We start from the raw sequence: 22,459 nt of genomic DNA, 5'->3' as shown, positions 1-22,459 counted from the left end.
TGAATAATTTAAGGCGCAATCATATTTAAATAATGCGATACTTCCTCAGCACTTGTCATCGTTGGTGTCATCTTGATCACTTTGCCATTCTTATCAATAAAGAAGGTTGTCGGCGTTTCCGTCAATGCATAAGCCTTGGAAATATCTTTATCATGATCTAATAACGTCGGAAAGGTCGCTCCTACACGCTCCATGAATTTCTGAGCCACTAGATTTGAATCACCAATATTGACTCCATAGATCTCAACATTGGCGGGTTTGTTTTTATAGGCCTTTTCAATAAAAGGCATTTCTTGTTCGCAGGGCTTACACCAAGAACCCCAAAAATTCAGCATCACGCCCTTGCCGCGAAGATCCTTTAATTCCACTTCATGCCCTTGTAGGTTCTTTAGCTCAAAATTGGGAGCACTATCACCCTCTTTAACAGCTTCCTTGCTCTTTACGACTTGGAAAATGGTGTAGCCAACCGCTATGACAATGATGCACAATATTACCGTCCGCATGAATAATCTTAATCTTTTATTCTTCATTCTGCACCACCTTAAAGATCCTCTTACTTATGATTATACTCACAGTGCCCCCCATTTAGGCAAGCCTCCTGAGTATTTTTTAACTCATCATTTTGACTATTTCATTTATTTATAGTAACCGATTACAAAATAAATGTCACCCCACAGGGACTGGGGGAAATTCCCTGCAGTTAGTCTCTCCTCCCCTTCCTTAATCCTTATCCATCAAAAAATTAAGAGGGTGAGATAAAACGAAAAGAGATTACCCTAATACCGAGCGATAAAATTTTAAAAGGAGCTAAGGAAAACAAAAGTGTAGTCAAAATACGGAGACGCCTACGAGAAAGATGCCAACGTTACTTCACGTCAACTTCGAGCTGTTCCGAGAAAGACGCTGGAACAGGTGCTTCTTGATCATAAATACTTGGGAATCCTTAAAGACCTTTGGCTAAGTGTCACATCCATGTGACCAAGCCGAAGCTAGCCCGTCAATACCACCCCAAAAAGTAAAGAACACTTTTTTTTGGGACCCCTGATTGTACGCCTGAGGCCGTGCCCGTGTGGAAGCCGAAGTGTTTGGCGGGGGACTTCGTCACTCATTCAAAAAGCCGAACGCATGCTGAAGTGGTGAATGCGTTCGACTTCTCTATGAGCTGAATACTTCTGTCCCAGCCGCGCTTTTCTGCTAATAATCAATTTCTTCATAATCCTTTGGTTGTGGTGGCGGCGTTTGCGGTCGTCCCAAGCCACGAGATTTGTCTAATGTTACTTTCGGCCGTTCTTCTTGTTGCCGTGAACCTTTTTGCTTTTCCTTCACTTTTCAAACACCCCCTCGCTTAGGATGTGTGAACTTCAAAGTGATTATTCCTAATGATGATGGTGATGATGCCCATTCTCCTCCGACTTTATCGAACAAAGAATAGAGTCTTCATGATCATGATCAGCCGTCTCCATTTGAATGGTAGTGTGTCCAATTCCCTTGTGACTAAGCGTATGTTCAATGTCATGAAGGATGCTCTGGCTCTCGCTCAATGATTCCGCCCCTTCAAGTACAACGTGGCAAGATAATGCATTGATGCCACTTGAGATTGACCAAACATGAAGATCATGAATATTTTTTACGCCCTTAATGGCTTGCACGGTATCAATAATATCCTGTATCTTCAATTCACTTGGTGCCCCCTCCATAAGAATATGAACAGAGGCCCTTGTCACCCGCCAGCCACTCACAAGAATCAATAGGCTGACAATAAGGCTGGCAACCGGATCTGCCCAATCCCAACCAAAAAGCATGATCAAAATGGAGGCAATGATCGCACCAACAGAACCTAAAAGATCCCCCATGACATGGGCAAATGCAGCACGCAGATTAAGATTTTCGCTTGTGTCACCCTTCATTAAAATCCAGGCTACAATAATGTTGATCAAAAGGCCGATGCAGGCAATCCACAACATTCCTATACCGTCTACACCTTCTGGAGCAAAAAAGCGCCGGATCGCTTGAATGATAATAAGTATGGAAATAATGATCAAAACTGCTCCATTAAATAGTGCTGCCAAGATCTCAAAGCGTTTATAACCAAATGTCTTATCCCAGGTCGCAAGCTTCTCACCAAATATAAAGGCAACCAATCCAACAGCCAGTGACACCGCATCACTTAACATATGCCCTGCATCGGATAAAAGGGCCAAGCTATGCGCTAAAAATCCACCAATGGCCTCAGCAATCATATAGGCCGTCGTTAAAATAAAGCTAATGAGTAAAGCTTTTTTGTTTGCCTGATGGGCATGATTATGGTCATGTCCATGTGAATGTGCCATATAATCTCCCCACAAGATTTATTTAATATATGAATACATGTTCATATGTACATTATATTAAATCTTTTACACCCTGACAATCCATTTATGTCATTTTTATTTAATCTAACAATAGCGTCAATACCCACCTAGAGTATACTAATCGTGATGCGCATGCTTCAACGTCTGCTCTAATAAATTCATGACATGATTATCGTCTGGAGAATAATAAATGGTTTTCCCTTCACGTCTGAATTTCACTAGCCGCAAATTTTTCAGCAATCGCAATTGATGGGACACTGTAGATTGCTGCAATGCCAAGGCTTGAGCGATTTGATTGACCGAGCATTCCTTTTCGTTTAATAAATGGAGGATCTTAATTCTTGTTGGTTCGGACAAAGCTTTAAAAATCTGGGAAGCTGTAAACAGGGTTTCTTCATCCATATCAAGCCGTGCATTCTTCTCATTACTCATATATAGTCACCTAATTTGTCCTTTAGTCTATCTTTCTTAGTCTTATCATATCAAGCCATTTTTAAAGAGCAAACTAAAAAGGTTATCTAAGTTGAGAAAAAAGGTCAGCGCCTTATTGGTTTCTTTATTAGAAAACATGCCTTATCCTTTATTGATTAGAAGGTCAATAAAATCATAGAGCTGATCGCGGCAGACGAGTGCATAGTCGGATTATAACTAAATTTTTTATCCTTCTTACCATTAGAAAACTTAGCTTGCCCCACGTCGCTGGTACTCCTGATGTGATTTTTGCACATCACACACTTAGGTTGCCCGCAAGCCTCAGGTGGCGAAAGTCAAAGCCCGCCTTATACGCTCTTCCTTTATGCGCGGCAGCGAAGTTATACATTCTGATAGTATAAAAAAACTGACCAAAGCACTCAAGCGCCTTGATCAGTTTGATATATTTTATACGTTCTTAAGCTACATCGTAGCCTTGGTCTTCTATAGCTTCCTTCATCTGTTCAACACTTACCTTGCCGTTCTCATAAGTGACATCAACTTTACCAGTGTCCAGATCAACCTCGACTTCTTTGACACCTGAAAGGTCCTTAAGTGCACCTGTCACTGCCGCCTTGCAGTGCCCACAGGTCATGCCTTGGACATCTAAAGTCATTTTTTCCATGATAATATAGCCTCCTTGTCCATTTATAAGTAAGCCTTACAGCTTCACACGCTTTAACCGAAGCGCATTGAGTGTAACGGATACTGAGCTAAAAGCCATTGCTGCTCCTGCCAGCCATGGAGCTAACAAACCAACAGCCGCAATCGGTATGCCAACAGAGTTATAAAAGAGCGCCCAAAACAGATTTTGGCGAATATTTTTCATCGTGATCTGACTCAGCTTGATCGCTTTAGGTATATGAGCAAGATCTCCACCAACCAAAGTAATATCTGCGGTTTCAATCGCCACATCTGTTCCAGTACCAATGGCCATCCCAATATCGGCAGCTGCTAACGCCGGAGCATCATTGATGCCATCGCCGATCATCGCAACTTTTAAGCCAGTTGCTTGAAGTGCTTTAACCTTTTCTGCCTTTTCTTCTGGAAGCACCTCTGCAAAAACATGATCAATGCCTACCTGTCCTGCAATGGCTTGAGCGGTTTGCTGATTATCACCCGTAATCATATAAACCTTAATTCCTAAGGCCTTCAAGTCGGAAATCGCTTGCCGTGAGGAGTCTTTTATTGTATCCGCCACCGCAATTATGCCACTAATGCGAGTGTCAACAGCTACCAGCATCGCCGTTTTCCCCTCAGCTTCCAAGTCAGACAGTTGAGTGAGCTGTGCTTCAGACACCTGATCTTCTCCGAACAGTCTCCGTGTTCCGATCTGTATGCTCCTTCCATTAACCTGTGCCTTAATCCCTTTCCCAGGTATTGCCTCAAAGCCGGTTGCTTCTAGTTTGTCAGCCTTCTGCTTGATACCGTAATCCATAATTGCCTGTGCAAGCGGATGCTCTGAGGCACTTTCAGCAGCAACCACTCTGGATAAAAGGTCTAGTGATTCTCCAGTATAAGAAATGAAGTCTGTAACCTCAGGTTCTCCTTTAGTGATTGTCCCGGTTTTATCAAGTAAAATAGCTCGGAGCTTTTGAGTCCCCTCTAAATACTCCCCTCCTTTAAATAAGATGCCTTGTTCTGCCCCTTTTCCTGTACCGACCATAATGGAGGTGGGTGTCGCCAACCCTAATGCACATGGACAAGCAATGACAACGACAGCAATAGCAGCATCCAAAGCAACAGGCCAATTGCCTGGAGAAACAAAGAATATCCACGCTAAAAAGGTTAAGAGGGCAATTCCGACAACGATTGGAACAAAAATGCCGGAAATGACATCCGCCAGCCTTTGAATCGGCGCTTTAGAGCCCTGAGCCTCTTTTACGATTTTCACAATACCAGCCAAGGCTGTTTCTTGCCCTACACGTTCCGCTTTAACGGTTAATCGACCATTTTTATTGATTGTCGATCCAATCACTTTATCCTGAATTTTTTTCTCAACGGGTAATGATTCTCCCGTAATCATCGATTCATCTACTGCAGAGTAACCAGATAGAACCTGACCATCTACAGGAATTTTTTCACCTGGTTTAATGACTAATACCTCATTGACTCGCACCTCTTCAATGGGAATCATGTGTTCTTCACCATCGCGAATGACCCTGGCCTGCTTGGCTTGCAAATCGAGTAGCTTTTTAATGGCATCCGTCGTTCGCCCTTTTGCACGGGCTTCAAATAATTTCCCAAGCAGGATTAATGTGATAAGGATTGCTGATGTTTCATAGTACAGCATTGGCGTTCCAACAGACGCATCAAATGTCCAGCGCACCGTTTCGTAAAGACTATAAAAATATGCAGCGGAGGTACCTAAGGAAACGAGCACATCCATATTTGCACTTTTATTCTGTAAAGCACGAAAGGCACTCACGTAAAAAGGGCCACCAATGTAGAACTGTACGACACCGGCTAAAACCATTTGCGTCCAAGGATTGCCCAGAACATCGGGGATAGGAAGTCCGCTAACATGGGCCAACATCATATAAATAAAGGGAAGAGATATCACTGCTGAGAGGATGAATTTTAGACGCTTTTGCTTATATTCCCTCTCTCTAAAATCATCTTGCTCTTCATTATCCTTTTTCAAAACAGCCTCATAGCCCAGTTTTTTCACTTTTTGAATGATCGCTTCATTTGTGATTACCCCTGTAGGATGTTCCACAACCGCAGTTTCTGTCGCGAGGTTTACCGTCGCTTGAACCTGGGGCAGCTTATTGAGTACTTTTTCAATCCGATTTGCACAAGCCGCACAGGTCATGCCGTGAATATCAAATTCTGTCTTTTCTGTCCGCACTCCATAGCCAAGTTTATCTATCCGTGTAATAATATCATCGATCCCTGACTTTTCCTCATCATATGTCACCTGTGCAGATTCAAGGGCTAGGTTTACATTAGCCTGGACACCCTCCATTTTATTTAACACTTTTTCGATTCTAGTTGAACACGCGGCACAGGTCATACCCGTGATACCTAATGTTGATTCTTTTGTCGTCATAGACCTTCACCTCACCTTGCAGGCGGCTCTTTTCATTTTGAAAATTGCTGCATGACTTTTAAAAGCTCATCTATATGATGCTCGCCATTGCCCTCTCTAATAGCGCCAGCAACACACGTCTTCGTATGTCTCTCCATGACTGAAAATCCGACTTTTTTCAAAGCAGCTTGCACAGCGGAAAGTTGGATAAGAATATCAACGCAATACCGGTCGTCCTCAACCATCTTCTGCAAGCCTCTTACTTGCCCTTCGATCCGCTTCAAGCGATTGATCATTCTTTGTTTTTCCTCATCTGATCGAGGAAGTGCCGGCTTACGATCAGGCTGAAGCTGTAAATCTTCACAGGAATGTTCAGAACACATGGTCATCCCTCCACTAACTTTTCTCCTATTATACCCCCTAAGGGTATAATCGAAAATAAATATGCTCATTTTTTATTTTTTGTACTACATTATTTTTAAATGCTTCCCTGAGCACACTAACAACGACCTATACATCAGATTTGACTTAGGAATAAGAAAAAGACAGTGAAAAACATGCCCGATCCTTGTCTAGGTAAGAGCATCATCATATATGAAAGAGGGCTTCATTGCCAGGTCAAGTGGATTGGAGCACAAGGCGTGAGAGATTCGGAACACTCTCAAATCGTGTGTTCCCGAATTTTCGCTGATTCATGATGCAATACTAGAGTCCTGTGGGGTGTGAGAGTTCGGTAAGACCCCGCAGGGTACAGCTTGAGGAGGCTTACCTACTCCCCCGCGGAAGGCGAGCACGATCCACTCCATCCATTGATACTCAAAATTTATTCATTTTTATCATTAGAAAATTTGGCTTGCACCCCTTCGCTGGTACTCCTGATGTGATTTTTGCACATCACACACTTAGGTTGCCCGCAAGCCTCAGGTGGCGAAAGTCAAAGCCCGCCTTATACTCTCTTCCTTTATGCGTGGCAGCCGAAGTGATACATTCTGATAGTATAAAAAAGAAGAGCCTAAGCTCCCTTATTTACTGACCTGCTTCGATTTTATACAACCAGCGGATAATATCCCTTGTGACTGCTTCTCGATTCAATTCGTTCAACAGCTCATGGCGCGCGCCTTCATAAAAGTGACATTCAAGATTCACAAGCCCGACTTTCTGAAAGTGCTTATAAACGCGCTTGACCCCTTTTGTAAAGCCACCAACAGGATCCTGAGTTCCAGAAAGGAATAAAATTGGAAGTCGTTTTGGCATCGCACGCAAGCGTTCCGGACGATCCAAGGCCTTCAAGCCCCTCATCAGATCCAAGAAGAACCCGGCTGTTGGCACCTCCCCACAAAAAGGATCAGCTAGATACGCATCGACTTCCTCCTCATCCCTCGATAACCAGTCAACAGGGGTACGCTGAGGAAACCTTTTATTATACCGACCAAAGACAAGGTGCTGTAGTTTATCACTCCGCCCCCTCTTCCCCAATTTGTTTGCTTCCCGTTGAGCGATCATAATCCCTAACGTGCTGAGCACGCCAGGATCAGCGCCTGTGCCTGACAAAATGACACCTTTTACCCCTTCCCCGTATTTTTGAAGGTAACGGCGCACGAGGAAAGACCCCATACTGTGACCAAATAGAAAGCGTGGCAGATCGTGATAATGCGACACAATCAGGTCTGTCAGCTGCTTTAGATCATCGACGGTCCGCTCCCAGCCTTCTTGGTCACCTAAATGGAGGTGACCCTCCTCTTCATGTGTGGTATAGCCATGCCCACGATGATCATTGGCATAGACAGCATACCCCTCAGCACACAAAGCCCCCGCAAACCGCTGATAGCGTCCTGCGTGCTCTGCCATTCCATGAGCAAGTTGTATAACAGCGTGTGGTACCTGCTCTGGTAGCCATTGGTAGACATGCAAGGGGATGCCATCAGCAGTTTTCAGCTTAAAGGTTTTCAATTTCACCTATCCCCCCTCCCTCTTCTTAACTTCATGTCACTCAAAACAGACCTTATACAGCAAGCTATCTCTCATCTCTCTATATTAAGAACGCTTAATGCGTTCTGACACTTTTTCTTTAACCTCATGAATATTTTCCATTTTATTACTCCAACAGGCTTGGCTGAGGTCAACTGGATAGGGCTCTGGATTTAAGGAACGCTTGTATTCTTCCCACAGTAAATCTAGGTTTGCCTTGGCGTAATGTTGAATCTCTTGCAGGGATGGCAATTCATAGACAAGCTCACCATTTGTAAAAATATCATGATGGAGTTCTTTTGCGTTAAAATTAGTCACAAATTTGCTGATAAAGGTATGCACAGGATGAAACATTTTAAGACGAGAGGCTTCCTGAGGATTTTCATCCTCCAATGTGATGTAGTCTCCCTCTGACTTATGATTCAAGGTATTGATAATGCGATAAACCTTTTTCATGCCCGGGGTGGATACCTTTTCAGGGTTACCAGAGATCTTAATGGTATCAATCATGTTCCCTTGCTCATCCTCGATAGCTGCCAGCTTGTAAACCGCTCCTAATGCTGGCTGATCATAGGCAGTAATGAGCTTGGTCCCTATGCCCCAAATATCAATTTTTGCGCCTTGGGCCTTTAAATTAAGAATAGTATACTCATCAAGATCATTAGAGGCGACAATTTTTGCCTTTGGAAAACCGGCATCATCCAGCATTTTTCGCGCCTTTTTAGATAGATAAGCGAGATCACCACTATCCAGACGGATCCCGATAAAGTTGATTTTATCCCCTAATTCTTTGGCCACACGAATAGCAGTCGGTACACCCGACTTTAACGTATCATAAGTATCTACCAAAAAGACACAATCGCGATGGCGGCGAGCATATTTATGAAAGGCCACATACTCATCCTTATATGCTTGGACGAGAGAATGGGCATGTGTCCCAGAAACAGGAATGCCAAATAATTTTCCCGCTCTGACATTACTTGTTGAAGAGCACCCACCAATGTAGGCCGCGCGCGTTCCCCAAATCGCCGCATCGAACTCTTGAGCTCGTCGTGTCCCAAATTCCATCACTGTTTGGTCACCAACCGCTTGCTTAATCCGGGAAGCCTTTGTGGCAATAAGTGTTTGATAGTTGACGATATTTAATAATGCTGTTTCAACTAATTGCGCTTCGGCAAGCGGGGCTTCTACTCTTATCAAGGGCTCATTACCAAAGACGAGCTCTCCTTCTTGTACAGAGCGAATATTTCCAGTAAAAGTAATCGTCTTTAAATACGCTAAAAAATCATCCTTGTAGCCAATCTCACGCAGATACTCAATATCGCTCTCACTAAACTTAAAATGCTGAATAAAATCGATGACCTTTTCTAAGCCAGCGAACACTGCGTACCCATTGTTAAAGGGAATATGTCTAAAATAAAGATCAAATACCGCCCGACGATTATGTATGCCATCTTCCCAATACGTCTCGGCCATATTAATTTGATAAAGATCTGTATGTAAAGCATAGCTATCATCATATGCCTTCTTCTGCATACTATTTCCTCCAGGTTACGTCTCTCTTATGATTCCCAGATAGACTTTGTCATGTTCGTTTGATTAAAACGATAAAGCTGAGAAGGTCGATAAGAATTGCGTTTTGTTTTTTTCATTTCACCATTTTCCGCCACAACTTTCTCTAAAAAAGGCAGTTGTGCACATCTCTTAAAGAAAATGGAATCTATTTTGATTTTATGGCTATCTGTCACGGTTAATAGGACGCTTTGCAACTCTGATAAAGTAAACTCTTCAGGCAAAAAGTTTTGAGCAATCGTTGTCTGTACCATGTCCCGTTCTATCGCTGTTAAAGCATCGCGAATCATTTCCTCATGATCAAAAGCCAGGGATTGCTGAAACACTTCCTCTATCGTAAAAAGCCTAACCTCTGCCGCATCATCACCAGCCTGCCTATGTGCTAAATCATGCTCTGGCACAATAGCATAATGGGCACTGGAAATTATCCAGCCTCTTTCATCTCTTCCAAAAGCATCATACACACCAAAGTGCTTTAAAAAAAGGCCATCAACGCCCGTCTCTTCCCTTAATTCTCGCTCTGCTGCCATGAGCGCCGTTTCTTTATGAATGGCATCAACAAAGCCACCTGGAAGCGCCCATTTTCCACCTTCGGCATTTTGGCGACCTTCAGCGTTATTTTCAGAGCGCTTGATTAACAGTAACTTTAACACTTTATGTGCAGATTCTCTTACCTTCTGCTCTTCCTTTTTTGAGACAATGGTAAAGACCGCAATATCACTTGTATAGCCATCTGGTGTCTTATATATCTTCTTTTCATGGGGAGCCAAAGCTGCATCACCTTCTCAGGGATTCCCTTGTAGTAATTTCGCATTCATTAATTACTTCACAGCATACACATTTCCTATCACCAGTGCAAGCTAACCGTCTTTATTAAGCCGTTTATAGAGCATTCTATCAGTGAACAATCAGGCTAAACGTCTATCGGCTTGCAGGCTCTATTAAATAATATGTTTCTATCACACTCAGAGAAGTTACAAAATTCGGTAACATTAGAAAAAACCGGGCGAAAAGCATGCCCTGTCCTTGCTTGGTATAGAGCATCATGATATAGGAAAAAGGCTTCATTGCCTGGTCAAGTGGATGGGAGCACAAGGCGCGCGATTCGGAACACTTTAAAATCATGTGTTCCTCGGGCACCGCTGACTCATGATGCGGAGACTAGAGTCCTGCGGGAAGTGGGAGATCGGTAAGACCTTAGCAGTGCGAAGGCGCGAGGAGGCTTACCACTCCCCCGCGGAAAGCGAGGGCCTGGAGCGGAATCGCGCACCGTCCTCATGACCAGAATTTTATACTTCCTGATCTTTTTAGAAAACTTGGCTATCGCCAAGCCACAGGTGGCGAAAGTCAAAGCCCGCCTTATACTATCTTCCTTTGATAGCATCAGCGAAGTTATAAATTCTGATAGTACAAAAAAGCGCCCGGATTTAGGCGCTTTTCTTTTCATAGACTTATAAATGACTCTATTATTTTACAGCTGCTTGCTGATTCATTCTAAGTAAAGGCTGAACACCTTCCATGAATGATTTAAATTGTGGGATGTCCATTTGTTGAGCTGAATCAGACAAAGCCGTCGCTGGATCTGGATGCACTTCTGCCATGACGACATCCGCACCGATTGCAATCGCAGCTTTAGCAGCTGGAAGTAAAAGATCACGACGTCCAGTTGAATGGGTAACATCAACAGCAACAGGCAGGTGGGTTTCCTTTTTCAAAATAGGCACACTGGAAATATCTAATGTGTTTCTAGTCGCTTTTTCGTAGGTTCTAATGCCGCGTTCACAAAGAATGAGTTGATCATTACCATTTGAAACAATGTATTCAGCCGCATAGATAAATTCTTCAATGGTTGCAGAAAGTCCTCTTTTCAACCACACTGGGCGCTCAACTTGGCCTGCCGCTTTAAGTAATTCAAAGTTTTGCATGTTGCGAGCCCCAATTTGAATGATGTCAACATAATCCAATGCTACTTCAATATTGCCAGGATGTGTGATTTCACTCACCACAGCCATGTCTAATTCGTCAGCCACTCGTCTGAGGATCTTTAACCCTTCCACACCTAAACCCTGGAAGTCATATGGTGACGTTCTCGGTTTAAACGCCCCGCCTCGAAGCAATTTAAGCCCTTGTTCTTTCATCGCTAGTGCAACTTCTCTCACTTGCTCATAGCTTTCAACTGAACAGGGTCCCATAACAAAATGCGTTTGTCCATCCCCGATTTTTTCGCCTCTCACATCAACGATAGTATCTTCGGATTGTTTTTCACGAGAGACCAATAACACTTTCTTCGTTTCAACCTTTTGTAAATCTAAACTTGCTTTAAAAATTTGTTTAAAGAGATGTTGAAGTGCTGGCGTTGAAAACGGCCCTTGATTATTCTTCTTAACCACTTCGAGCAATTCCTGCTCACGAACAGGGTCGTAATGATTGGTACCTTGTGCTTCTTTAATCTTGCCAATTTCTTCGACGATCTCGCCACGTTTGTTAAGTAGTTCTAGAAGCTCAAGATCGATCTTATCAATCCTTTTACGCAAATCCTCTAATGTTTCCGTCATTACAATGACCTCCCAAATTATTAATGCGTGTACCACTATCATATATGATTTTCGTTGGTTCTGTGTAATATTGCTACAAAAGATAAAACAAACTTAATTGTTCTGTCAAGTCTCTATTTTGCCTAATTCATTTATGACGTCATGTAAGAAATTGCGACACCATTGTGTTTGAAGCGCTTTCAAAATAATCAAAAATTTTATTTTTTTATAAAGGGCTTTACAAAAAAGCTGCAACGTGATAAAACGTAAGTAACTTCATAAAAAGCGAAGAAGAGTAGCAAGTAGTGTTTTCCTGATGTTTATAGAGAGCTGATGGTTGCTGAAAATCAGTACACAGGATTATGCGAATTACATGCTTGGAGCTTTCTGAGTCTTAATATAGGACAAAGAACGGGTCATGCCGTTAACCAATATAAGAGGTGGAAGATTTTTGTTCCACAATTTGGGTGGTACCGCGATTCAACCAATCGTCCCTGCTATGTTATAGCAGGGACTTTTTAGTTTATAGGGGGGTTAGTATGAAATATCAGGGTATGAGGACAAAGCAGCTTTTACCATTAGGAATATCTCAGCTTTTTAATACGATCAAGAAGTATAAGCCATCGTTAATACTGTTTAAGATTCCGCCTATATGTAAACCTTTGACTTTCGCCATTAAGACTTAACGCCCCTAGTATGTCATTTGAAAAATCACATCAGGATGAGACTAAGCGAAAGCAAATCATTACAAGCCAAGTTTTTCTGATCTCTTCAGCAGGCTACCTGGCACATCTATCTCACAGTGTAGCTGCTCTGAAATAACACATGATTGTCCAAACTCGAATAAAGTCAACAGCCTAGCAAAGCCATTTCATTCTTAATTTTAAAATGGACACTTATTCGGTTTAGCGTTCGGCACTGACGATTCAAATGGCTTTTCTTGATAAAAGAAATGGGGTTTAACAAGTGTATCTTGATACTTGGAATGAAACATATGTGTTGTAGCCGGAGATAATGGTGGAATTAACCATGACCACCTTCCTGTGAGCTCCCGACCTGCACGCTGCTCGTTTTTTTCAAAGCTTTGAAATTGGCTAGCCGCCGTATGATGATCGACGATACTCACGCCTTGCTTATTGTAGGAATCGAGGACAGCAACATTCAATTCAACCAACGCTTTATCCTTCCATAAGGTGCGGTTCGATCGACTATCTAAGCCCATATTCTTAGCAACCATTGGTAATAGATTATAGCGATTTTCGTCGGCTAAATTACGAGCACCAATTTCTGTCTCCATATACCAGCCATTAAAAGGAGCTGCAGTATAGGTAATCCCGCCAATTTCCAAGCGCATGTCTGAAATAATCGGTACGGCATACCATTTTATTGGCGAATCAAAAAGGTTAAATTGTGGATGAACAATCGGTACTTCCATCACACAATCCTTGGGAATGTCATACCACCTAGGTGGCTGATTGCCCACTTGAATGACTAACGGCAACAAATCAAAGGCTGTTCCCTTCCCCTTCCAGCCTAATGCCATACACGCTGTCGTGAAATCTTTAGAGGATGGATCACCAACAATACCCTCTTTGGTTGTGTAGCCTGCATAGCGCAACAATTGATGATTCCAAATACGTAAAGGCTGTTCATTAGCAGCTTTTTCACGAAAAATCGTAATCAATGGTTGGATTTTACCCCCATTCGTTGCCATGCGGATATGATGAACGAGTGCGGCAAAGACATCATCAGCCTCCTGCACATGCCGAGCGTCTATAACATTAAGCCGATCCCAAAATAATCTTCCTATACACCGATTGGCATTACGCCATGCCATTTTGGCGCCATGTGTAAGTTCTTCATCGGTATGCTGATAACTCCCAGTATCTATAATTGATGCTTCAATCTCTTGTATCCTAGTGGTGATCATACTCGACGTTTTATTTAATTCCTTATAACAGGTTTGAATAAATGCACTAGCTTCTTGTAAAAGTGTTGTCTTATTCATAGATGAAATAGATCGTTCTTTCATTCAGGCAGGCCCCTTTTCATAGTATCGCTCCTTAGAACACAAGCGGAACGCTTTTAACATGCTTGTCTTCTATGTACTTTCGGCGAGTTATCCCGAGAAAATCAGACGACAATGCTTCGCTTGCGGACATAAGGACGAACACCTTTCCCTTTCCCGATAACCCTCTTTATCGAGAGAGGATCAGCTCGGCAGAACCCTGATGGTTCTTTAACTGTTTTCTTTTTATCTATAGTACCACTGGTTGCTTTCACTTTAACATTCATTTGTCTTGCGTTTTCCACGATTGTATTTTTTCTACTATATAATATGTGACGATATACGCTCATTTTAAACAAAGTTCTACCTATATATAAACAACCGCGAGCTCAACCTCGATGTTCTCTCTACGAATTGCCCAGAGGCAAACTCTCGCCAGCGCTTTACTCATAAACTCAGGGGATGGGCACCTTTTTATACAAACCAAGGGGTTCTTTACATCCTTTAGACAGGATTCTTTACAATGAGGGGGCTTCGGAGTTATAATAAATGATGTATTTTGCGGATGTGGCGGAATGGCAGACGCGTTAGATTCAGGGTCTAATGGTCTTTTGACCGTGGGGGTTCAAGTCCCTTCATCCGCACCATTTCTTTATTACGGGAAGTGGCTCAGCTTGGTAGAGCAACGAGCTTTACCTCCATGAATCTCTTCGAGTTGTCCCGAGGAAGTCCTACTACAGCGCTTCGCTTGTAGACGCAGGGACACTTTTTTTACTGAACCAAGCACTTTATACATCTTTTCGGGAAGTGGCTCAGCTTGGTAGAGCACCACGTTCGGGACGTGGGGGTCGCAGGTTCAAATCCTGTCTTCCCGACCATAAACATGCTAATACACTACGGTTTTCCGCTTCAGGGTGGAAAGCCGTATTTTTACGTGGAACTTACTGGCAAGCATTTGTCTCCTCTCTATCCTTCATGATAGTAGACGAACATAAAAAAACAGCTTGGTCGGTATTCTGAAATAAAAAAGGTATGGGAGTCATTGTCCCATACCTTCCTTTCTATCCAAGTCGATCGACGGCTTGTTTCAATCGAGTCATCGCTTCTTCTATCACCGAGCGCGGACAGGCAAAGTTGATTCTTTGGAACCCAACGCCTTCTTCCCCAAAGCTCGCTCCATCATTGAGACCGATCTTAGCTTCTTCAATCATAAATTTCCGTAGCTCATCTTTAGGCAGTCCAAGTCCGCGACAATCAAGCCAGCCGAGATACGTTGCTTCTGGCTGCCACATCTTTACTTGCGGAATATGTGTTTCTAAAAAGTTGATGATATACTCAGCATTTTCTCTTAAATAAACCAACAACTCATCTAACCATTCATCACCATGCGAATAAGCAGCCGTCATTGCCTCAATACCGAAAAGATTCAAATGATTAACACCAAACTGTGCTGCTGTTTGAGTAAAGGTCCGTAAAAGCTCCGCGTTATTCGATATCGCCAATGAGGAAAACAGCCCCGCTGTATTAAATGTCTTACTTCCTGCTATAAAAGTGAGAGTGCGTTGAGACAATGCCTCTGGCAAGGTATAAAACGGTGTATGTGTGCCCTTTTCATAGACAAGATCAGAATGAATTTCGTCAGAAACAATAAATACGTTATGCTTCGCGCAAATCTCAGCTAAGCGGGTGAGCTCTTCTTTCGACCATACTCGACCAATTGGATTATGCGGATGACATAAAATGAGCATTTTAGTGCGCGCATCAATTTTTTTCTCCAAGTCAGCCAAGTCCATCGTATAATAGCCATTTTCTTCTATTAAAGGATTCTTTATCAAGTGTCTACCCAAATCTTCTACTGATGAATAGAAAGGGGGATAGACAGGTGTTTGAATAATGATTTTATCTCCAGGCTTTGTAAAGGCCTCAACCGCCATGCGAATCCCTGGAACAACGCCGGGAATGGTGCTGATCCACTCTTTAGGGACATCAGCATTGAAGCGACGTTTAAGCCAGCCTTGTATCGCTTGATAGAAAGCCGGGGGTTGCTTTGGATAGCCATACACTCCATGCTTCGCCTTCTTAACCACAGCATCGATCACTTCTGGGGGACATGTAAAATCCATATCCGCGACCCACAGGGGCAACAGATCCTCTGTACCGAAGACTTCCTTACGACTGTCCCACTTTACTGCATTGGTTTCCCGTCTATCAATGATTTCATCAAAACGTGTTGTCAACCGGATCACCTCTATTACTAATGATGTTTCTTTTTATCTTATCATGAGTTTATTGAGACATAAAGCTAAGCACTCTGAAAAAATTTTAAGCACTAAAGGTGAAAACTTTGCATTTTGGAGTATGGACAGACTAATATAGAAGTAAATACATAATTGGAGGTGTATAGATTATGGCAAGCATTACTTTTGGTGGAGATCAAGTGACTTTACTAGGCAATGAAGTAAAAGTCGGAGATAAAGCCCCCGCTTTTACTGTTTTAGCCAATGATCTCTCAGAAAAAGCTTTAAATGATTATAAAGGTGTCCGCCTTATCAGTGTCGTTCCATCTTTGGATACTGGGGTATGCGATGCCCAAACGCGTCGTTTTAACGAAGAGGCTAGCAAGCTTGATGGTGTCACTATCCTGACAATCAGCGCGGATCTTCCATTTGCACAAAAGCGCTGGTGTGGAAATGCTGGTCTGGAGCATGCCATCACATTATCCGATCATCGTAATCTTTCCTTTGGAGAAGCTTTTGGTGTAGCCATTAAGGAATTAAGGTTATTGGCTCGCGCCGTTTTCGTCGTTGACAGCAACGATACCATCACTTATGTAGAATATGTAAGTGAAGCAACCAATCATCCAAATTATGAAGCAGCTTTAAATGCCGCTAAGAAAGCAAACTAATTATTTTCTTTATAATAAACACGGAAGAAGCGATCGCTTCTTCCGTGTTTTTGTCTTCCTATTGCGCTGTCCACTTTAAGCTCTAGATAAGATACACTATCTTTAGCGAAAACACCACGTGTCTTAGCCCCGAATTCTTGTAATTAATCAAAAGGAAAGGGCGCTCTCTTTTGTCATTGTTGTGCATCTGAAAGAATGGCAGTTGGAAACAGCCCATCACCTGCAATCATTTGTTCCTGAACATTACCCTTAGGAAATAAACCATCCCCCGCTAGTTTATCATGGCTGTGATAAGAGACTCCTCCAAATAGCCCGAGCAATAGAAGCAAGCCACACACCGCAACAAATTTTCTCAACATTCTCTTCACTTTAAGATCTCCCCTTCTAAAATGTTTTGTTCTGATTCTATATATAGTTCATAGTAGCGGACAGCCTTTTTATAGTTGCTATGGTGTGTATAATAGTGTGCAAGTTCGATGGAATACTCTTTGACTCTGTGCCAAAGCTTTTCCTTAATAAAAAAGTCAATACCTTCATGGTACTTCTTTTCAAACGCTTCTGTATCCCTTTCACAGTAAAATGCATAAAGCATGGAAAAACGCTGCAAATCCGCCTTGCTACCCGAAGCCTCACATAGTGCGACCCCTTTATTAAAGGCTTCTAATCCCTCTTTCACGTGATTGATTTTAAAATGCTCACGACACAGTAGAAAGTATGTCTTATGATGATTCTCTCCATATTTGGCCGCCTTCGATAACCATAAAATCGCAGCGGCAGACATATTCTGCTGAGCATACATAAGACCGAGATTATGGTAGATCTGCATGATGAGCAGTGTATAATTCGTTTTTTGAGCATACTCTAGCGCATCATAATAATGCTCTTCAGCTTCCTCATACTGCCTTAATTCACAACAATTGAGTCCATATATCGTGTCACAGGCCGCCAATCTTCTCATTTGATTGCCCACTTCTTGAAATAGCTTTCGAGCCTTATTGACACAATTAATCGAGACAAGATATTTATCCAATGAATAATACAATCCCGCAAGCTTGTAATTGTATTCTGCTTCTTCTGCGCTCCAAGACACGGCATAAAGATAACGCTCTGCGCGTTTAAAAAGCTCTAATGCCTCTTGAAATTTATATTTATCAAAACAATAGGAAGCTTGAAAAAACAGAAAATAGTACTTTAACTGATCTTTTAACCGACTCTCATTTTCCATGATTTCGTTTTGTAAACTGTCGATGATCTTTGACGAATCAGAGGTTATAACGGCATGACCATAGCATATCATGACATACTCATCACTCACTTCTTCATTTAAAAAAATCGTACGCTTGATGCATTGATCGATTTGCCTCTTTATTTCCTTTAATTCCTCAATGTCTTGGAGGCGAACCTTATACCATTGCTCAAATAACTTCTTTAGTTCTTGAATGTTCACTGTTCTCGGCTCCATTCGAAACCTCCATAAACGAAATATTCCTATTATTATTCTACCATAGGTTGCTCTAATAGAACGAGGAAATAATTTGAAAAATTGGGACATTGAATATATTATCGCTCTGTAGCCTTCTAAGAGTGGTTCAACGCTTTATCTATATCATGTTCTAGTCCTATTCTCGCTTCTCCTCTCATAAACTTTTATAAAAGAAGTCTATATGTAGGCATTGAGGAGGAATTACATTTTGTCTCCAAATCAACAAACCAAGTGGACACAGCTCAATCTATGGATAGCCACACGCCCTTTTTGGGGATGCTTTCTCACCCTGCTTTCCGGGTTACTCTTTATATACATTCCCCTACAACTCTATTGGTATGACTTAACAAGATTGCGCTTTGTACTATTAGGAGGATTAACTGGCATGCTCATGCTGACGATCAGCATCCTACTCTGTCGCTTTCCTCGCTATAGCTTAAGAGGTGGCCTGTTGATTCAGCTTGTCTCCTTACTCGCATTATTTATTGTCGTCGGTGGTCTATTGATGGGAACATTAGTCGGTATGATCGGAGGAGGGGTATGTATCACCTGGCATGTTAGACAACAAAAAGCTCCCGACACTAAATTTTCAAAATAAAAACCCCCGTTTACGGGAGTATTAGATAAGCCTTTGAATAGTAAAATTATCTTCAAGTAAGGTCCAATTTTGTGGGAAGGGATAACCAAGAACCCAGTAACTGATGCCACGGAGATTGTAGGCTTTGACCAGATCAAATTTGGCCTGTGCGCTGCGGGCGTCCTCAAACCACACTTCATGGCGCCTTCCCTGCCCATCTGTATACTGATAAAAGGGCGCTTGTGCATTATAATCATACTGGATGGCACTTTGATACTGGACGGCGCGCTCTCTCGCTTCCTTCGGGCTAAATGTCTCCGCCTCTTGCCCTTGTTCATGAGGAATGAGCCAATCTCTAGCATAAATTTGGAACCCCATCATGATCTTTTGTGTAGGAATGACAGAGACGGCATAATCTAGCACTCGCTTGATTTGCGTGATGGGTGAGATTGCTTGAGGTGGTCCGAAGCGATACCCCCATTCATAAGTCATAAGAACGACAAAATCAACAATCCTGCCGTGTGCAGGATAATCATGGGCTTCATATAGCACTCCCTGTTGTGTCCCACTTGTTTTAGGAGCGAGAGAAGTGGATACAAATAACCCCGCATTGTGTAATGCTTCCACCGCTTTTTCCAAAAAACTATTATATGCCTCTCGATCCTCTGGATTAACATTTTCAAAATCAATATTGACACCTTGGTAGCCTTTATATTTCGCAGTCTTCACAATATTATTGAATAACTGCTCTTGCACATCTGTATCTGTTAAAATCGTATGCGCGAGTGCTGAACCAAGCGCCTGTGAAGTAAAGTTAGAGATCGCCATCATGGGAACAACACCTTCATCGTATCCAGCCCGAATCAATGCATTATCATCAAAAGGAATTAATTGACCACTCGGCTCAATCCCATAGGAAAAGGGCGATAAATATGTTAAATGCCGGCCAACACGGCGGATCGTGCCAGCGCCCTCCTCGCCTGTATTATAAATAAAGCCATTCGTATCAATATTAGGCTTTTGCCCATGGCTAGGAATAATTAACACCATCCCCGGCGTGAGCTCTTCGGGATTAGAGAGGCCATTCATTTGTATGAGCGCTTGGACAGTTGTTCCTACACGCTCTGCAATCATCCATAAGGTATCGCCTGGTTGAACCGTATAACGCCTTGTCGCAGTGGGGATGACTAGCGCCTCACCTATCACAAGCTGGTTCTCATCAGAGATTTCATTTACTGCAATAATCTGAGAAACCGTCACATGAAATCGATTCGCGATATTGGCCAGCGTATCGCCCTGGCGGACAACATATATTTCCATCACGTGTTACCTCCTCATCACCACTAATGTATGACCAGGAGTCTCTTTATGTGCTCGTGTCTCTGATGAACTTCACCGCTTAAAATCACTCTATCTTATTTGTCCTTAATGAGATGAAATAAATAAGGGTGTAAAAGTCACTGCCTGTCCTTTTCTATGATTTTTAGGCGAAAAATATTTAATGACGCGTGTTGCTTATTGCTGTTTTGTCGTATAACATTAAGTCCATAGACCGTATAATGTAATTAATAACATTTAATATCACTCGTATTTTTAATAGAGTTAAATTTTTCCTTGAGAGGAGAACAGTCAATCGTGTTCAAAACAAAGCTACATATGTGGACATTAGAAATTTTAATGATCGCTGTCATTCTGTTTATTTGTACAAAATTAGGCTTCATTTTCCAGCCTGTTTTCACCTTTATATCGACGTTGTTCTTCCCTTTTTTGGTGTCCACTTTTCTTTATTTCTTATTAAATCCGGTCGTCAATATGATCCAGCGCGCTAAAATCCCCCGAACGATCGCGATTCTCATTTTATATGTATTATTTGGAGGACTTGTGGCTTTAGTTATTGGTTGGTTGGGACCTATCATCGTTCGCCAAATCGATCAATTCATCAACAATGTCCCTGATTATGTGAAAGTGGCAAAGGACATTGCCGATAAAACATCCCAAACAGACTGGTTTAAATGGATCATGCAGCAGGACTATCTCCAAAAATTGAGTAACTCCATTAATTCTGAACAAGATTTCTTAAATAAAATCAATAATATGCTTGGCTCAACTGCTTCTAGTTTAACGCAGAATATTACCAGCGGGCTGCAAACCCTTTTTGGTGTGCTCACAAGCATCACGATCACTATTGTGACTGTTCCTTTCATCTTGTTTTACATGTTTAAAGATGGTAAGAAATTTCCAGAAGCTGCTGCTCGCTTTGTTCCCTCTCACTATCGGCACGAAGGGGTGAATATTTTAAAAGAGACCGCCACAACACTTGGTACATACATACAAGGGCAAACCATTGTCTGTCTTTTTGTCGGGACCTTTACCTTTATAGGCTATTTGATCATTGGACTCCCATATGCACTGTTGCTTGGAATTATTGCCGCTGTGACTAATATTATTCCATACTTAGGGCCATTTATCGGTGCAGCTCCAGCCGTTGTTGTCGCCTTGTTCATCTCTCCAACGATGGCATTGTTTGTTATCATTGTCGTTGTTGTCGTTCAACAAATTGATGGCAATATTATGTCACCGCTCATCATCGGCAAAAAGCTTGATCTTCACCCACTGACCATTATTATATTATTACTGGTCGCTGGTAACCTTGCTGGCATTCTCGGCATGATTTTAGGTGTTCCTGTATATGCGGTTGCCAAAACGGTGATCATCAATCTCTATCGCTTATGGAAGCTAAGAACCTCAGGCAATGAAGAACCACCACATCATAGTGCTTAAAGACCCTCGTACCCGACCCTTTGGGTTGAAGGTTGAAAAGAGGAGCCCTCTCGCTTGCAGAGGGCCTTTTGTTATTTTGTGAAGGCTTTTGTTAAAATCGTTTTGGTTTTTGTTCTCCTTCTCTTTCTTTTGTTACGCCCGAGCTACGATTCGGAAATTTGCCCCTCGGATTTGTTCTCTTCTCGGAAACTTCAACTTTTATTTGTTACTTTGTGACTGGATTTTGTTAAAAAGACCGTCCCTTATGTAGCATTCAAGCTGTGATTTGGGAAACCACGCCTGCACTGCACCTGCTCAGATCAAGTCACGGGCACAGAAATCAATATCATCAGCGAAAAAAAGTTGTGCTTTCTCAAAGCATATAAGAAAACTTGACTTGCACCACTTTGCTGATACGCCTGATGTGATTTTTGCCAATCACACACTTAGGGTACCCACAAGCCTCAGGTGGCGAAAGTCAAAGCCCGCCTTATACTCTCTTCCTTTATGAGCGGCAGCGAAGTTATACATTCTGATAGTATAAGAAAAACCGGGCGAAAAGCATGCCCGGTCCTTGCTTGGTATAGAGCATCATGAAATATGAAAGAGGCTTCAGTGCCTGGTCAAGTGGAATGGAGCACAAGGTGCGAGATTCGGAACACTCTAAGATCGCGTGTTCCTCAGACGTCGCTGACTCATGATGCGGAGACTAGAGTCCTTCGGGAGCGGGAGATCGGTAAGACCTTAGCCGTGCGAAAGCGCGAGGAGACTTACCACTCCCCCGCGGAAAGCGAGCGGC

20 protein-coding genes, 2 tRNA genes and 1 other annotated feature are annotated in these 22,459 nt (G+C 42.4%); of the genes, 5 read left to right on the top strand and 17 right to left on the bottom strand.

Annotated elements, in window-relative coordinates; all coding sequences use genetic code 11:
* Nucleotides 1-8 precede the first annotated feature (8 nt).
* The 13 genes from resA to IEW82_RS05265 form a co-directional block, all read right to left on the bottom strand.
* Entirely contained in the window at nt 9-530 is a 522-nt protein-coding gene (gene resA, locus IEW82_RS05320) for a thiol-disulfide oxidoreductase ResA (RefSeq protein ID WP_188690314.1), read from the bottom strand.
* A 664-nt stretch (nt 531-1,194) separates the two neighbouring features.
* Nucleotides 1,195-1,326 (bottom strand): hypothetical protein, encoded by a 132-nt coding sequence (locus IEW82_RS20180; protein WP_268237331.1) that lies wholly within the window; start codon nt 1,324-1,326, stop codon nt 1,195-1,197.
* 50 nt (nt 1,327-1,376) lie between these two features.
* Nucleotides 1,377-2,330, bottom strand: coding sequence for a cation diffusion facilitator family transporter (locus IEW82_RS05315; protein ID WP_188690311.1), 954 nt, complete (start codon nt 2,328-2,330; stop codon nt 1,377-1,379).
* Between the two features lie 138 nt (nt 2,331-2,468).
* Complete coding sequence (locus IEW82_RS05310) at nt 2,469-2,783, bottom strand: ArsR/SmtB family transcription factor (RefSeq protein WP_188690308.1); 315 nt, start codon at nt 2,781-2,783, stop codon at nt 2,469-2,471.
* A 457-nt stretch (nt 2,784-3,240) separates the two neighbouring features.
* Entirely contained in the window at nt 3,241-3,447 is a 207-nt protein-coding gene (gene copZ, locus IEW82_RS05305; RefSeq protein WP_188690304.1) for a copper chaperone CopZ, read from the bottom strand.
* A 36-nt stretch (nt 3,448-3,483) separates the two neighbouring features.
* Nucleotides 3,484-5,874, bottom strand: a complete 2,391-nt coding sequence (locus IEW82_RS05300) for a heavy metal translocating P-type ATPase (protein WP_188690301.1) — start codon at nt 5,872-5,874, stop codon at nt 3,484-3,486.
* Nucleotides 5,875-5,906: 32 nt separating this feature from the next.
* Nucleotides 5,907-6,236, bottom strand: a complete 330-nt coding sequence (locus IEW82_RS05295; protein ID WP_188690298.1) for a metal-sensing transcriptional repressor — start codon at nt 6,234-6,236, stop codon at nt 5,907-5,909.
* A 643-nt stretch (nt 6,237-6,879) separates the two neighbouring features.
* A complete protein-coding gene (locus tag IEW82_RS05290; protein WP_229672347.1) occupies nt 6,880-7,809 on the bottom strand; it encodes an alpha/beta hydrolase in 930 nt (309 codons plus the stop codon).
* Nucleotides 7,810-7,887: 78 nt separating this feature from the next.
* Nucleotides 7,888-9,357: a nicotinate phosphoribosyltransferase gene (locus tag IEW82_RS05285; RefSeq protein ID WP_188690271.1), complete on the bottom strand. Its 1,470-nt coding sequence runs from the start codon at nt 9,355-9,357 to the stop codon at nt 7,888-7,890.
* A 26-nt stretch (nt 9,358-9,383) separates the two neighbouring features.
* Nucleotides 9,384-10,163 (bottom strand): NUDIX domain-containing protein, encoded by a 780-nt coding sequence (locus tag IEW82_RS05280; protein ID WP_188690268.1) that lies wholly within the window; start codon nt 10,161-10,163, stop codon nt 9,384-9,386.
* Between the two features lie 696 nt (nt 10,164-10,859).
* On the bottom strand, nt 10,860-11,948 hold the full coding sequence (locus IEW82_RS05275; protein ID WP_229672345.1) for a bifunctional 3-deoxy-7-phosphoheptulonate synthase/chorismate mutase: 1,089 nt from the start codon (nt 11,946-11,948) through the stop codon (nt 10,860-10,862).
* Between the two features lie 258 nt (nt 11,949-12,206).
* Nucleotides 12,207-12,426, top strand: a binding site (T-box leader).
* 384 nt (nt 12,427-12,810) lie between these two features.
* Nucleotides 12,811-13,959, bottom strand: a complete 1,149-nt coding sequence (locus tag IEW82_RS05270; RefSeq protein WP_308422122.1) for a nitric oxide synthase oxygenase — start codon at nt 13,957-13,959, stop codon at nt 12,811-12,813.
* A 101-nt stretch (nt 13,960-14,060) separates the two neighbouring features.
* The gene (locus IEW82_RS05265) at nt 14,061-14,240 is read right to left on the bottom strand and encodes a hypothetical protein (RefSeq protein ID WP_188690261.1); all 180 of its coding nucleotides are present in this window, start codon (nt 14,238-14,240) and stop codon (nt 14,061-14,063) included.
* Nucleotides 14,241-14,496: 256 nt separating this feature from the next.
* Between IEW82_RS05265 and IEW82_RS05260 the strand changes: the two genes are divergently transcribed.
* A tRNA-Leu gene (locus IEW82_RS05260) sits at nt 14,497-14,582 on the top strand.
* A gap of 154 nt (nt 14,583-14,736) precedes the next feature.
* Nucleotides 14,737-14,813 (top strand) — tRNA-Pro (locus IEW82_RS05255).
* 183 nt (nt 14,814-14,996) lie between these two features.
* Here the strand turns inward: IEW82_RS05255 and IEW82_RS05250 are convergent.
* Nucleotides 14,997-16,172 (bottom strand): MalY/PatB family protein, encoded by a 1,176-nt coding sequence (locus IEW82_RS05250; RefSeq protein WP_188690258.1) that lies wholly within the window; start codon nt 16,170-16,172, stop codon nt 14,997-14,999.
* 170 nt (nt 16,173-16,342) lie between these two features.
* Here IEW82_RS05250 and tpx point away from each other — a divergent pair, with 170 nt between their 5' ends.
* On the top strand, nt 16,343-16,840 hold the full coding sequence (tpx, locus tag IEW82_RS05245; protein ID WP_188690255.1) for a thiol peroxidase: 498 nt from the start codon (nt 16,343-16,345) through the stop codon (nt 16,838-16,840).
* Nucleotides 16,841-17,013: 173 nt separating this feature from the next.
* Here tpx and IEW82_RS05240 read toward each other — a convergent pair whose 3' ends face one another.
* Together IEW82_RS05240 and IEW82_RS05235 are read right to left on the bottom strand one after the other, a co-directional pair.
* Nucleotides 17,014-17,208 carry a hypothetical protein gene (locus IEW82_RS05240; RefSeq protein WP_188690253.1) on the bottom strand — a complete coding sequence of 65 codons (195 nt, stop codon included), beginning with the start codon at nt 17,206-17,208 and terminating at the stop codon, nt 17,014-17,016.
* The gene (locus IEW82_RS05235; RefSeq protein ID WP_188690249.1) at nt 17,205-18,302 is read right to left on the bottom strand and encodes a tetratricopeptide repeat protein; all 1,098 of its coding nucleotides are present in this window, start codon (nt 18,300-18,302) and stop codon (nt 17,205-17,207) included. The genes IEW82_RS05240 and IEW82_RS05235 overlap by 4 nt, the downstream gene beginning before the upstream one ends.
* A 229-nt stretch (nt 18,303-18,531) precedes the next feature.
* On the opposite strand from IEW82_RS05235, the gene IEW82_RS05230 reads away from it, so the two are divergent.
* Nucleotides 18,532-18,921, top strand: coding sequence for a DUF6114 domain-containing protein (locus IEW82_RS05230; protein WP_188690246.1), 390 nt, complete (start codon nt 18,532-18,534; stop codon nt 18,919-18,921).
* Between the two features lie 21 nt (nt 18,922-18,942).
* Here IEW82_RS05230 and IEW82_RS05225 read toward each other — a convergent pair whose 3' ends face one another.
* On the bottom strand, nt 18,943-20,220 hold the full coding sequence (locus tag IEW82_RS05225) for a glycoside hydrolase family 18 protein (RefSeq protein WP_188690491.1): 1,278 nt from the start codon (nt 20,218-20,220) through the stop codon (nt 18,943-18,945).
* A 315-nt stretch (nt 20,221-20,535) separates the two neighbouring features.
* On the opposite strand from IEW82_RS05225, the gene IEW82_RS05220 reads away from it, so the two are divergent.
* Nucleotides 20,536-21,681 (top strand): AI-2E family transporter, encoded by a 1,146-nt coding sequence (locus IEW82_RS05220; protein ID WP_188690244.1) that lies wholly within the window; start codon nt 20,536-20,538, stop codon nt 21,679-21,681.
* Nucleotides 21,682-22,459 lie beyond the last annotated feature (778 nt).

It is taken from the genome of Pullulanibacillus camelliae (assembly GCF_014642655.1).
Lineage (GTDB): Bacteria > Bacillota > Bacilli > Bacillales > Sporolactobacillaceae > Pullulanibacillus > Pullulanibacillus camelliae.
This window is presented reverse-complemented; position numbering and strand designations above follow the sequence as displayed.